We start from the raw sequence: 14,034 nt of genomic DNA, 5'->3' as shown, positions 1-14,034 counted from the left end.
GTACAGATTAAAAGCGATATTGTACATTAATCGCGTATTGGTACTGTTGCTGTTGAATCAGTCCTTTTTGGTCTAATTCAATTACGGGTTTGATGGTCAAGTTTTCGTTGACGTTGAATTGCATCAAATGCGCATCTACGTTAGCGTCTACAATGCTCAATACATAGAATCCTACAGCAATAACAACAGATAAATCTCTGTTTTTACGATAAAAATTCTGTCCATCCAGTAATCGTTGATCATCCAATCCCGCAAGGGTTTCATCTGTTTGATCAATTTTCCCTTGAAGTCTATTTTTATATTCGTTGCGGTAACGATTGTAATTGCGTTGGTTATCAGCCCAAAAGTAAACAGGAATTCCAATTCCAGCGTATACGAGTGGAACTTTCCAGTATTTTTTGTTGTAAATCTGTCCTAAACCAGGAACAATTGTAGTATAGAATGCCGCACGAGAGGGTGCAACAGGATCAAGAGGCTTATAAGCGGCCTCTCTTTTTCTTTTTTCTTTTTTACTCTCTTTTTCAATTCCTTCTTCTTCTTGTGCAAAACTTGCTACTTGAAAAAGCAGGCTGAAAATCATTATCAATAAAAATCTACTTCTCACTACTTTTCTAAAAGTTTGATAATACGCTCTAAATCTTCTTCCGAGTAAAAAGGAATCGTAATTTTTCCTTTTCCACTATGGCTTGCTTTAATATCGACCTTTGCACCAAAAAATCGACCAAATGACTGTCTATACGTCTCTGGCACCACTGGTTGAGCCTTCGGTTGAGCTTTTACAGTTGCTGGTACTGTATCCCCTTCCTGATATCTTTTCACCAAAGCCTCTGTTTCGCGAACAGATAAATTCTCGGCAATAATTTTATGGTAAATATCCGTTTGTACGTCTAAGTCATCGATGTTAATGATTGCTCGTCCGTGTCCCATCGTAATAAAACCATCTCGAATCCCCGTTTGAATAATAGGATCTAACCTCAACAAACGCAAATAGTTAGCAATCGTAGATCTCTTTTTTCCTACGCGATCACTTACTTGTTCTTGTGTCAAGCTAATTTCTTCCATCAAACGTTGATACGACATGGCGATTTCGATTGGATCTAAATCGTGGCGTTGGATATTTTCAACCAAAGCCATAACAAGCGAATCATTGTCATTTGCGATGCGAATATAAGCAGGAATCGTGGATAAGCCAGCAATTTTAGAAGCTCTTAACCTTCTTTCCCCCGAAATTAACTGATATTTATTAAAGTCAATTTTTCGAACCGTAATAGGTTGAATCACACCTAACTCCCGAATACTACTCGCTAACTCTTGTAGTGATTCTTCATTAAAATTTGTACGAGGCTGAAAAGGATTAATTTCAATTGCTTCTAAATCCAATTCAATGATATTACCCACAACTTTGTCTGCGTTTGTATCGTCAATTGACTTAATGTCATTCTCAGGATCTTTTAACAGCGCTGACAATCCTCTCCCTAAAGCTTGTTTTTTTATTGCTTTTGCCATAGTTTATCTTTCCTCTCCTATTTTTTAGTGATTCTTTTTTACTATTTCCTCCGCTAAATTAATATAATTTGTAGCACCTTTACTTGTTGCATCGTAATTTATGATACTTTCACCAAAGCTAGGTGCTTCACTTAATTTTACGTTACGTTGAATAATGGTGTCAAAAACCATGTCATTGAAGTGTTTTTGTACTTCTTCTACCACTTGATTTGACAGGCGTAAACGCGAGTCATACATGGTCAACAACAACCCTTCAATATCCAATTTAGGATTGTGAATGCGCTGTACGCTTTTAATGGTATTCAACAACTTACCTAATCCCTCTAATGCAAAGTATTCACACTGAATTGGAATAATGACAGAATCCGCAGCAGTAAGTGCATTTAATGTCAATAATCCTAAAGAAGGCGCACAATCAATAATGATGTAATCATACTTATCTTTAATTGATTGTAATGCTTCTTTCAGCATATATTCTCTATTCTTTTTATCAACTAGTTCGATTTCAATCGCAACTAAGTCAATATGAGCAGGAATCAAGTATACATTGGGGGCTGTACAATCCACAACAGCTTCAGCAGGCGTACAACTATGCTCAAGAACTTCATAGGTTCCTACCTCCACAGCTTCCACATCTACTCCTAAACCAGAAGTAGCATTAGCCTGAGGATCGGCATCAATGAGCAACACCTTTTTCTCTAGCGCTCCTAAAGAAGCAGCTAAGTTAACAGAAGTAGTCGTTTTACCTACGCCACCCTTCTGATTTGCAACAGCTATAATTTTCCCCATTTTCTTAATATCAAAAATTTTTGAGTGGTAAAAATACAATTAATTATCTGTATATAAAATCTATTTTATTAACATTCTCAATTGACAACTTTGACCTAAAAAAAGGGTAATCTCTTATTATCCAAAAGAATACCCTTAATTTAACTTCGTTTATCTTGTCCTTTACACCTTGCTTTATTTCTTGCGTGCATTGGCTTCTAACATATCCCACATTGCTTCAGGAACTTGATCTAACATATTAAACTCTCCTGCTCCCTGTAGCCATTCCCCTCCGTCAATGGTAATTACCTCTCCATTGATGTAACTTGAAAAGTCTGAAATCAGATAAGCTGCTAGATTAGCTAACTCTTGGTGTTCCCCAACTCTTCGCAGTGGAATCTTTTTCGTCAGGTCGAATTTTTCTTTCAAATCACCTGGTAATAGGCGATCCCAAGCTCCTTTTGTAGGGAAAGGCCCTGGCGCAATTGCATTGAAACGCATCCCGTATTTAGCCCATTCTACAGCCAAACTTCTCGTCATCGCCAAAACCCCTGCTTTTGCAACAGAAGAAGGCACCACATAGGCTGATCCGGTCCAAGCATAAGTTGTCGTAATATTTAAAACGACTGTATTGCGTTGTTTTTGTTCAATCCAATGTTTTCCTAAAACCAACGTACAGTTTTTTGTCCCTTTTAATACGATATCTACAATGGTATCAAAAGCATTGGAAGATAAGCGCTCTGTTGGTGAAATGAAATTACCCGCTGCATTGTTGAGTAACACATCTACTTTTCCCCATTTATCTAATACTGCTTGTAGCATCTGTTCAACTTGGTCATAGTGTCGCACATCACAGCTTACAGGGAAACACTCCCCTCCTGTTTGTTCTTCTAGTTCTTTGGCTGTTTGTTTTAATTTGTCCAAATCACGGGAAGTAATCACGACTTTCGCACCAATTTCCATAAAGTAAGCCGACATGGATCTTCCTAATCCGCTTCCTCCTCCAGTAACAATCACTACTTTATCTTTCAATGTCGTTGGTGGCAACATTTTTTCTGTATAATTCATAACTTGTTTTCTTTTTGATATCTTCTAAAGATACAAAAAAGGAAGTTGATTTTCTTTTATCGCGGTTGAAAAACTTTATTTGAGGGGGGAGATTGGTGAGATTGGTGAGGCGATGAGAGTGGTGAGAGTGGTGAAATCGGAACGCAGTGTAGATTCATCGAATACAAAAATAAATATAAACCCATGAGATAGATGGTGAGGCGGTGAGATTGGTGAGGTGATGAGAAAGTGAGAAAGTGAAATCGAAACGCAGTGTAGATTCATCGAACACCAAAACCAATATAAAATCTGTGAGATATATTCATCAAACACCAAAACCAATATAAACTAGGTGAGATAGATGGTGAGGTGATGAGAAGATTGTGCCCTTTCCTCTTTCTTCTTTTACCTTTCATAAGTCTTCCTAGGAGATTGCTTCCACTTTCCTAGGAGATTGCCTCGACTTTCCTAGGACATTCCTTCGACAAAACCCCCTTTTTTCCTAGGATACTCCAAGGAAAGTCGAAGGATACTCCAAGGATACTCCAAGAAAAATCAAAGGAACGGTACGCAATAGCCTTATTAAAGCAAAGTGGTTTTTATTTTAATTGTAAACTGTTTGAAAAACTCATCCGGAAATAGATCCTTTGTTTCCGTAATTTATCTTGTTACTTGGCAAATTGCCATTTGCCACTACAGTTTTTTCACATCCTCTCATCGCCTCACATTCACACCCCCTCACCAATCTCACCTTCTCCCCTAAATAAAAAAAGACATCTGGAGGGATGTCTTTTTTTATTTAGCTCTATTTTTTTGCTTCTTCAATTTTTTCTTGAATCATCACCCAATCGTAATAATGGAATACTTTTCCATTACTCATCATTACCAACATTCCTTTCGGAAATTTAGGATCGAGTCCTTGAGCTGTAATTTCCAATCCATCACATTCAATTGCTGCAACTGGGATTGTAGTTATCAATTGATGTTCGTGTGGATTATCGGAGGCTCCTTCTCTTGGGTAAATTAAGATGGAATTATCTTGTTGATTGGACACCACGATATATCCTGTTGTTGCTTCTTTTTTATAAATCGCAATACCTTCATGGTCGCGTTTGGCATCGGTTTGTGCAAAGAAGGCAAGTTCTTGATTTCCCTTTGCTGGATCAGCATAATACTTGCGTACTCCTGCTCCTTCATCGGAATAATACACATAGCCCAACTCTTGATCTACCGCTATGGCTTCAATTTCTTTTTTTCCACTATAAGCACCGAATTTGCGTGCCAATTGCAATTCTACCTTTCCTGCTGCATTGGTTTGATAACGGTATTGCCATAAATACCCTTCAGCAGGTCCGTTTTTACGGCCTACAATCGCGTAAAATACCGTTGTTCCTCCTTCTTTTCCTTCATACAAAGCAATCCCCATCGGTTCATTATACTCTTCTGTTGTTTCCCCTTCAAACACCTTTAATCCTCCTCCATCAATAGGAGTTAATTCAGGCAATTTAAAAATGCGAATCGCATTGGCGTTGCGCTCTGTTACTACTGCAACGTCAATCTTCTGGTTTTGATACGGAAAATCATACGCAATATCCACGTTATTTGGACGTGCCATATCGACGTATTGATGTACAATCTTTCCTTGTAAATCATAAGCGTAGAGTCCACCGCCATTTTCCTTATCTGTTCCGATAATTAAACTTTTTGCTTGCTCTTGTTTATTGATCCAAATAGCGGGATCATCAGTATCAAAAACCGTTTGTTCCGTCACTACTACAGGTTGAATAGCATCTGGTGAAACAGGTGCTAATTTATCTTTACAGCTGGTCAATAATGCCAAGCTAAATAAGAAGTATATTGCTTTATTTTTCATTATTTTTTCTTTTGAATGGTGTGGGTATATATTACTTCTGCATCTTCTTTGTTTGCTTTTACCACTTGAACGGTCAAACTAGTATTCAAGATAGAAAAAGCCATAAATCCAGGTTCAGCGGCTGCAAAAACAGTGTGTTCCATGGTTCCTGAAGGGCGAACTTCACTCGCAGCCCCAGATAAGAATTGCGTGGTATAGCGATTTTTTGGTTTAATAATTTGCAAATCATGTTCATGTCCGCAGATATAAGCATCAACTTGATGGCGGTCAAAAAACGCAGCGAATTGTTGTTCGAATCCTTGGGTATCTTTATTTACTTTTCGCTTTCCTCCACTGTACATGGGATGATGTCCTACCACAATTTTCCATTGCACATCTGCATCTGCTTGTCCTAAGGTTTGCTCTAGCCATTGCATCTGTTTTTCCGTGTCTTGTTCCTTTAAATCTCCATACTTCGAACTCTTGCGGTAATTCTCAATAAATGGATTGGTATCCATCACCACCAACAATAGTTTTTTTCCATTCTCCAATTTAAACGTTTTGCTGTAATAACGATCAGGCATATTCCAACGTCTACTGATTTTCGTATAATCAACTTGTGCTTGAACATTCCCTAAATAATCGTGATTACCTAAAGCAACATACCAATCCGCATAAAGCGATGGGTTAGTGTATACCTGTTCAAAAGAAGAGGTCCAATGATAATCTTGCGTACTCGCTACGCCATTCGGATAGAAGTTATCTCCCACAGAAACAACAAATTCACCATCCAGCACCACCATGGCATTTCCCATTTCTCGAGCTACTTCTTTTTGATAGTAATCCCCTACGCGTCCAAAATCTCCTAGAACAAGGAAATTAAAACTATCTTCTTGATGTACTAAACTCGGAATATCTTGTCCGGAATAACCCGTACTTTTTTCGTATTCAAAAGCCGTCTGTGCTTGAGTTAATCCTGTGAAACTAAGTAAGACTAAAGTATAAAGTATTTTCTTCATGTGTTGTAAATGAAAAAATTACAGCCAATAAAACTATTCGCTGTAATTTTCTTGTGTATGGTTTATATTATAAATCAAATTTAACCCCTAAGGTAAATTTAGGTTGGTAGTATTCCATTTGTTTTACGCGATTACTCACCCCTTGGTAATATCTCAACGGTTGATTGGTCAAGTTATTTGCCTCAGCAAACACGCGTAAATACGACGTGATTTTATAGGATGCATTTGCATCTAAAAACAATTGCTTGTCGTAGTAGCTATCCTCAAAGCTATTTCCTCCTAATGCATCTAAGTAATCCGAAGCATAATTTAAGGAAACACGAGCAGAAAAGCGTTCATTTTCCCATGAAAGCGATCCATTAAACATGTGAGGAGCTGATCCAGGTAACTCCATATTTTTTCTAACCTCTCCATCTGCATTGGTAATTCCTTTTGCTTCTGAGTGCGTATAGGTATAATTCACATAGATTCCCAATCCTTTAAAGAATTTACCAGGGATAAAATCTAACTGTCTTTGAAATGCTACCTCAACCCCGAATAAATTCACTTGATCTCCATTGCGTTGTTGCATAAATTTCCAGTTTTCACCCGCTTGAATTGGATTCACTTGATCAGGGAAAGCCGCATTGAAATTATCTTGGTTGAATGAATCTGAACGGTAGGTATAAATAAAGTCATTTAAATTTTTGTAAAACACTCCCGCAGAGAACATCCCTACCGATTGGAAATACTTTTCTGCCATTAAATCAAAATTGTAGGCATAGGTGGCTTTCAAATCTGGGTTTCCAGCAGCAATTGCATTATCTTGAGAAATTACACTGATATAAGGAGCCAAGGCGTAATAATCGGGTCTAGCTAATGCTGTAGTGAACGCAGCTCTATAAATCCAATCTGTATCTGTTTGGTATTTAAATGTCAAACTCGGCATCACATTCGTATAGCTGTTTGTGTTGTTTACTTCTCCTACTAAATCACTTTCATCTACAATGTGATTTCCGGTATAATCAATACTTGTATGTTCAACACGAGCTCCCACAATCATGGATAAATTTGCATTAAAATCTTGATCCCAACGGATATATCCTGCGTAAATTTTCTCTTTGGCTTTGTAGTTTAAAGCTAAGTATTCTTCTGGTTTTGCTTCTTTTTCAAACAAAGCTGCATTGTTTAAATCTAAACCACCTACATATTGCTTAGCAGCAAAATAACCTGGAACATATCTACTTCCTGCTTGAAAGTCTTTTCCATCATAAAAATTATGCGGTACTTCTGCTAAATTTCCGATTGCATTTGGTGCAATTGGCGTGTATTCATAGAACATATTATCGCGTTCTTTGTCTTTTAGACGTAAACGTCCTCCAAATCTCAAACGTCCTTTTTGATCTTCAATCACAGAAAACGGGATTCTGAAATTCAATTTCGCTCCAAACTCACTGTCTTTTGTAAAGTTGTGGTTTTCTGTTAGTTTTCTAAAGCTAAAGTTTTCGGGTGTATCTTTTGCTGCAGTGATTAAAGGAAAATCTCCATTTGACAAATTCTCTACCATGGCTACTTTCTTATTTTGAAAATCCAAGTAGCGCTCCCCTGGACGGTCTTCTGAAGCACGTGCATAGTTTACCGACCAATCCATATCTAAATTACTCGACCATAAATGCTCTCCGCTTAAGGCATAGTTTTGTACGCGTTGATCTTCTAAACGTGCATTTTTATTGCGATTCGTATCGATTCCTCCTTTTGTTTCTCTACGGATATCTCCTTTGTACCCGATGATGTTGTTCTCCGCATCGTATTCTGGTGTTATCCCTCTGTAACGCACGCGGTATCTATTTTCTCTATCATCTCTCCAATTGTACATCGCACTGGCATAAATCGTGTGATTTTCATTGATTTTATAATCAAATGCACCTGAGAAACTGCGGCGTACGCGTTGTACATCGTATTTTCTGATGTCGTATTCACTGATGTAAACATTACCGTGTTCATCTTGATCCCAAACGGCTTCTACGTTGTCTGAACCAAAATTATTGCTGTTGTACGATCCGCTGAAAATCATTCCTAATTTAGAATCTAAAAAGCGATTTCCATACACAAAGCTTCCGATGTAATTTCCCTTTTCTCTGATAGGGTTATATCCTCCTGCTAGTGTTGCTGCAATACGTTCTCCATAAGGGGAAGCACGGGTAATCAAATCTACAGAACCTCCAATGGCGTCAGCATCCATATCTGGGGTTAAGGTTTTATTTACTTCAATGGATGAAATCATATCCGAAGGAATTAAATCCATCTGTACATTTCGGTTATCTCCTTCAGCGGAAGGAACGCGATCTCCATTTAAAGTTACGGAGTTTAAGCTAGAAGCCAATCCTCGGATTACGATGTTACGCGCTTCACCTTGGTCATTTTGCATGGTAATCCCCGGTACGCGTTTTAAGGCATCTCCAATATTTGAATCTGGAAAACGCCCCACTTGATCCGCAGAGATGACATTGGTTACATTGGCATTGTTCATCTGTTGATTTAATGCCTTGGCTTGTCCTTTGAGGCGATCTCCGACAATCACAATACCTTCTAAGGTTTGTGCATCTGTAGACAAACTCAAATTAATTACGGTATTCTGTCCTGCTGTTACTTCTACTTCTTGTTCAATAGGCGCATATCCGATATAACTAACAGATAAGGTGTAAGTACCTACAGGTATATTTAAAAACTCAAAATAACCATTGCTATTACTGATGGTGTATTGTTTTCCTTTATTTAATAATACGGCTGCTCCTGGAAGTGAACTTTTATCTGTTGTGTCAATCACTCTACCGGATACAATTCCGTGTTTTTTATCTGCATTTTGCGCGTGTAAGGTCCACGCAAAACAAAGGGTAAAAAAGAATAATAAGTACTTTACTTTCATAATGATAACATTGAATAGTTTTAGGCAAACTTAGTCCTCCCCCTACGAAACTGTGTTTCTATATCATTATGATTGTGTTTTGGTTTTGTTTGTTGTGTTAAGAAGGGGTTATGAGATTATGGGTGAGGTTTGCTCTTTGTGAGGTTTGCTCTTTGTGAGGTTTGCTCTTTGTGAGGTTTGCTCTTTGTGAGGTTTGTTCTTTGTGAGGTTTGCTCTTTGTGAGGTTTGTTCTTTGTGAGGTTTGCCCTTTGTGAGGTTTGCTCTTTGTGAGGTTTGTTGAGCCTCATAACCCATACCTCATAACCATACCTCATACCTCATAACCCATTCCTCATAACCCATACCTCATAACCCATTCCTCTTTCCTCATAAAAAAAAGAGGCCATGCATCGCATGACCTCTTTTATTTCGTAAAATCAAATTCTACATTTGACTTTCTTCTAACTGCTGTTTTTTAGCTTTCTTCTCTTTTAATAACTCCATTGCGCCTCCAGTTGCCCAGTAGCAAGCGAAACCAATTAAGAATATCAAAAGCCAAAACGCCATTGTAATAACGGTCATGGCAACGATGAAACCTAAATACTGTTGAAATTCAAACATTTTATTCCGGATTTTTTTGTATACGTCCCAAATATACACCCTTTTCTCGATTTAGCAATACCTCTTATTTTATTTTATACCTTCTTTAGAATCAAACTAAATAATTCAGTACCTTTAAGGTAATTTTAAATACAAATCACATCATGGACTATAGAATAGAAAAAGACACCCTTGGGGAAGTACAAGTACCAAAAGACAAATATTGGGGTGCCCAAACGGAACGTTCAAGAAACAACTTTAAGATTGGCCCAGAGGCATCCATGCCTCACGAAATTATCGAAGCTTTTGCTTATTTAAAAAAGGCAGCGGCTTATGCTAATTTTGATTTACAGGTATTGAGTCAAGAGAAAAGAGATGCCATTGCTCAGGTATGTGATGAGATTATTGCCGGAAAATTAGATGATCAGTTTCCTTTGGTTATTTGGCAAACGGGATCGGGTACACAATCCAATATGAATGTCAATGAAGTGGTTGCCAATCGCGCACAGGTTTTAGCTGGATTTGGTATTGGAGAAGGAGAACCGGTATTGAAAGCCAATGACGATGTCAACAAATCACAATCTTCTAATGACACCTACCCTACGGCTATGCATATTGCAGCGTATAAAGCAGTAATTGAATCGACGATTCCTGGGGTTACTCAACTAAAAAACACCTTAGCTGCTAAGGCAAAAGCATACAAAGACGTGGTAAAAATTGGACGTACGCATTTAATGGATGCGACACCTTTAACGTTAGGGCAAGAAATCTCTGGTTATGTTGCTCAATTGGAACACGGCTTAAAGGCTTTACAACACACACTTCCTCACCTAGCGGAATTGGCTCTGGGTGGAACGGCTGTAGGAACGGGATTAAATACACCTGTTAACTACGATGTCGTAGTGGCTAAACACATTGCGGATTTTACAAAGCTACCTTTTGTTACGGCTCCAAATAAATTTGAGGCTTTAGCGGCTCATGACGCGATTGTAGAAACGCATGGTGCACTGAAACAATTAGCGGTATCGCTCTATAAAATAGCCAATGATATTCGCATGCTAGCTTCTGGACCACGTTCTGGAATCGGAGAGATTATCATTCCAGCCAATGAACCTGGGTCTTCTATTATGCCTGGTAAAGTAAATCCAACGCAATGTGAAGCATTAACGATGGTAGCTGCTCAGGTATTGGGGAATGATGTAACGATTTCATTCAGCGGTACACAAGGACAATATGAATTGAATGTATTTAAACCGGTGATGGCAGCTAACTTTATTCAATCAGCTAAATTATTAGGTGATGCTTGTGTTTCTTTTGATGAACATTGTGCACAAGGAATTGAACCTAACCACAAACGCATTCAGGAACTCGTAGATAACTCTTTAATGTTAGTTACAGCTCTAAACACAAAAATTGGTTACTATAAAGCAGCTGAAATTGCACAAACCGCTCACGCCAATGGTACAACCTTAAAAGAAGAGGCTGTTCGTCTGGGCTATGTAACACCAGAAGATTTTGATCTTTGGGTAGATCCGAAGAAGATGATTGGGAATTAAGGGTAAGATGATGATGAGGTGAGGTGATGGTGATGGTGAGATGGTGAAATCGAAACGAAGTGAAAATCGAAACGAAGTGAAAATCGGAACGAAGTGTAGATTCATCGAACACCAAAACAAATATAAACTAGGTGAGATAGATGGTGAGGCGATGATATAATCAGTGGCTGTAATCCATAACTTCTTAAACTTAAAAAGCAGTAGGGAATAGTTCTCTACTGCTTTTTCATTATGATTACATCAACTTGCTTTTATGTTTTTTATATCACAAGTTTATATTTTCTATCAATAGATTAACTTCACCCTATTTGACTGAATTACTTCATTATAAGGGCTATATTTTTTGTTTTTCAGTTCAAGTAAAAGCTCTTTCCACACATATTTATCCATCCATTTTTTAGGCATACTATAACTGATACTAAAAGTAATGTTACTTTTTCTATTTTTTGCCTCACTTATATCATACTCAATAAAACTATGATTATCTGGTTCTTGTACTTTTTTTAGTGTAAAAAAATAGGGTACTATCAGCGTCTTATTTTTCGGAATTAAAACAATTCTATCTTTGTCTTGTATACTTTCATTTATTTGACTGTAGTATTCGGAATCATGGGCTGATGTAGATACTATAGTATAAATTGGGGGATCTTCTTCCTGACTTTTTAAATTTTCTCGTATTTTAATGCCTTTGCATAATTCAGTTTTACAGAACTGTAACTTAGTTTGATTTTCTAATATCGTATCCAACGCAATCCAAATATTCTCCTGAGAATTATTCACCAACTTTATTTGTAACCACGTACTATCGCGTACTTCTTTTTGTTCAATCTCAAAATATACGTTCGATTTCTTATTTTGACTTAATCCTATTGTAAGTGAAAACAAACTAATAAGTAAAATTATCTTTCCCATCCGTTTAATTTTGCTTCATTTATAAAACCTTAATATGTACTATTAATCGCGGTCGTTCACCAGTAGAATGATATGCCTCAAGCTCTCATACAATCAACGTTGCTTGGGATTCATTGCTAATTTACAGTAAAATACGAATCAATCAATAATCAAGAACTTATTTTAAATGGGCTACGAGATAAACAATGATATGTACTACCTACTAGCTTAAAAAAGCAGTAACATACCATACGCTACTGCTTTTTCTCTTTGTTATATTCTTCTACTTCTATTGCGATTTAATCGTCAATGGAACGTTTTTCATCATAAAAACTACCGAAATAAACAGGTGAAGCTTTCTTCATCCATTCAATTTCTTCTGGCGTACATTCAAACGTAAGGTAACAATTTACATTATGCATAAAAGTTCCATCAGCTATATCTAATTTATAAAAGGACTCCGCTACTAATACAAGTAAATTGAGGGTGTCTTGGTTCTTTTTTAACGCTGTAAACATAGCGGTAGAACAACACATCAAATTAATGATACGCGCTTGGTCAATTATAGGATCTGTTTCATGAAAAAGGTTGATCATGAACGAAGCTATGTCAAGATAGTCCTTGTATTTTTTGCGTTCAAAATAATAAGGAATGGAATTATATTTAAAATATGATTCTGCATATAACCTATTGAATTCTCTATCTTCATTTTGAAATATATCTAAATTATTGTTCTGCAATTGTCTAAACTCTCGTTTTAACCAATCTGATTTATCTTGTTCTTTATCATATAAATTACTTAATAAACTTGATAGTTTCATATAAAGCATTCTGTTTTTTTGAACTCCATTAGGAGACATAAGCAGGTTTTTAGCAAATGTAGAATCATTCTCTAAACGAGTGATTAACATCAATAGTTCTTTTATTTCTTCATTTTTCACTTAAAAGTATGCTTAATTCTATGTGTACGTATACTTCGATTAAAAAGTTTTGTAGAGCTACCTGGAAACCCAGGATTTCTAACTCCTGCTTCAATTTTTATATAATTTAAACCGACTTGTCTAGCATCAGCAAAAACAGGACCTCCAAATATTGTTTTCTACTGCTTTTTTTATAACTATTATTTTTTGTTTCGTAGATTGTAACTACAACCAAAGAAGCTTTTAGATATTGCTATCAATAAACAAATTTAATACTGTTGGATTTTATATTATTTACAAAAGGAACATAATCCTCCTTTGACAATTCTTGAAGAAGTTCTTTGTCAACATACTGATCAAGCCATAAACTACTCATTGAATATATCAATTCTAAAGTAACATGTCCTTCTTTTCTTACAATATCCTCTACTGTATGCTCTCTATAGTAAACAGGATTCTCTTTTTGCATTTTTTTTAAAGTAAAGAAATAAGGAAAAACAATTTCATTTCCTTTTTTCACTAAAATTAAGTTCTTCTTACTTGTTATTTTACTTTCTCTACCATCAAAACAATCGAAATTTTGAGCAGAGACTAACATCGTCGCATAACTCGATTCTCCTTTTAAATGACTTGTTAGAGTCTCTTTCATCTCTAAACCTTTATAAAATGAATTTGTACAAAGAAAATTCTTTGTCTGATTGCTAGTAACTGTATCCAACGCGATCCAAATATTCTCCTGAGAATTATTCACTAACTTTATACGCAACCACGTACTATCACGTACTTCTTTTTGTTCAATCTCAAAATATACTTTTGTTTTCTTGTCTTGGCTTACTCCAAAAGCAAACGAAAACAAACACATAAATAAAATTATCTTTCCCATTCGTTTAGTTTTGCTTGTTCTATGTAATTTTTATCATTCTTGCCTTGTGAGCATTTTCACAAAAACACCAAAATATTAATCTTCTATAAAACATTGTCTATTATAGAA

General features: G+C 36.6%; 12 protein-coding genes. 1 reads left to right on the top strand and 11 read right to left on the bottom strand.

All coding sequences use genetic code 11. From position 1 onward, the window contains the following. Positions 1-7 precede the first annotated feature (7 nt). The 8 genes from ACUTSE_RS01705 to ACUTSE_RS01670 all read right to left on the bottom strand — a co-directional run bounded on the left by ACUTSE_RS01705 (position 8) and on the right by ACUTSE_RS01670 (position 9,697). Positions 8-580 carry a DUF5683 domain-containing protein gene (locus tag ACUTSE_RS01705; protein ID WP_002990266.1) on the bottom strand — a complete coding sequence of 191 codons (573 nt, stop codon included), beginning with the start codon at positions 578-580 and terminating at the stop codon, positions 8-10. 23 nt (positions 581-603) lie between these two features. Beyond that, the gene (locus tag ACUTSE_RS01700) at positions 604-1,506 is read right to left on the bottom strand and encodes a ParB/RepB/Spo0J family partition protein (protein WP_445638993.1); all 903 of its coding nucleotides are present in this window, start codon (positions 1,504-1,506) and stop codon (positions 604-606) included. Between the two features lie 24 nt (positions 1,507-1,530). Continuing rightward, positions 1,531-2,295, bottom strand: coding sequence for a ParA family protein (locus tag ACUTSE_RS01695; RefSeq protein ID WP_002990263.1), 765 nt, complete (start codon positions 2,293-2,295; stop codon positions 1,531-1,533). Positions 2,296-2,469: 174 nt separating this feature from the next. Further along, positions 2,470-3,342 (bottom strand): SDR family oxidoreductase, encoded by an 873-nt coding sequence (locus ACUTSE_RS01690; protein WP_445638992.1) that lies wholly within the window; start codon positions 3,340-3,342, stop codon positions 2,470-2,472. 784 nt (positions 3,343-4,126) lie between these two features. Then, positions 4,127-5,194, bottom strand: a complete 1,068-nt coding sequence (locus tag ACUTSE_RS01685; protein WP_445638991.1) for a phytase — start codon at positions 5,192-5,194, stop codon at positions 4,127-4,129. Beyond that, the gene (locus tag ACUTSE_RS01680) at positions 5,194-6,192 is read right to left on the bottom strand and encodes a metallophosphoesterase (protein ID WP_445638990.1); all 999 of its coding nucleotides are present in this window, start codon (positions 6,190-6,192) and stop codon (positions 5,194-5,196) included. Before ACUTSE_RS01680 ends, ACUTSE_RS01685 begins: the two co-directional genes overlap by 1 nt. 67 nt (positions 6,193-6,259) lie before the next feature. Beyond that, the gene (locus ACUTSE_RS01675; protein WP_445638989.1) at positions 6,260-9,097 is read right to left on the bottom strand and encodes a TonB-dependent receptor; all 2,838 of its coding nucleotides are present in this window, start codon (positions 9,095-9,097) and stop codon (positions 6,260-6,262) included. A gap of 423 nt (positions 9,098-9,520) precedes the next feature. Further along, positions 9,521-9,697, bottom strand: a complete 177-nt coding sequence (locus tag ACUTSE_RS01670; protein WP_172462211.1) for a hypothetical protein — start codon at positions 9,695-9,697, stop codon at positions 9,521-9,523. A 143-nt stretch (positions 9,698-9,840) separates the two neighbouring features. Between ACUTSE_RS01670 and fumC the strand changes: the two genes are divergently transcribed. After that, positions 9,841-11,232, top strand: coding sequence for a class II fumarate hydratase (gene fumC / locus ACUTSE_RS01665; RefSeq protein ID WP_002990250.1), 1,392 nt, complete (start codon positions 9,841-9,843; stop codon positions 11,230-11,232). Positions 11,233-11,517: 285 nt separating this feature from the next. Here the strand turns inward: fumC and ACUTSE_RS01660 are convergent, their stop codons facing one another. The 3 genes from ACUTSE_RS01660 to ACUTSE_RS01650 all read right to left on the bottom strand — a co-directional run bounded on the left by ACUTSE_RS01660 (position 11,518) and on the right by ACUTSE_RS01650 (position 13,926). Then, the gene (locus ACUTSE_RS01660; protein ID WP_445638988.1) at positions 11,518-12,144 is read right to left on the bottom strand and encodes a hypothetical protein; all 627 of its coding nucleotides are present in this window, start codon (positions 12,142-12,144) and stop codon (positions 11,518-11,520) included. A gap of 278 nt (positions 12,145-12,422) precedes the next feature. Then, positions 12,423-12,944 (bottom strand): hypothetical protein, encoded by a 522-nt coding sequence (locus ACUTSE_RS01655; RefSeq protein ID WP_445638987.1) that lies wholly within the window; start codon positions 12,942-12,944, stop codon positions 12,423-12,425. Between the two features lie 355 nt (positions 12,945-13,299). Then, complete coding sequence (locus tag ACUTSE_RS01650; RefSeq protein ID WP_445638986.1) at positions 13,300-13,926, bottom strand: hypothetical protein; 627 nt, start codon at positions 13,924-13,926, stop codon at positions 13,300-13,302. Positions 13,927-14,034 lie beyond the last annotated feature (108 nt).

It is taken from the genome of Myroides sp. TSA_177.3 (genome assembly GCF_052691955.1).
Note: the sequence above shows the minus strand (reverse complement) of the source record. Positions and strands in the feature narration are given on the sequence as shown.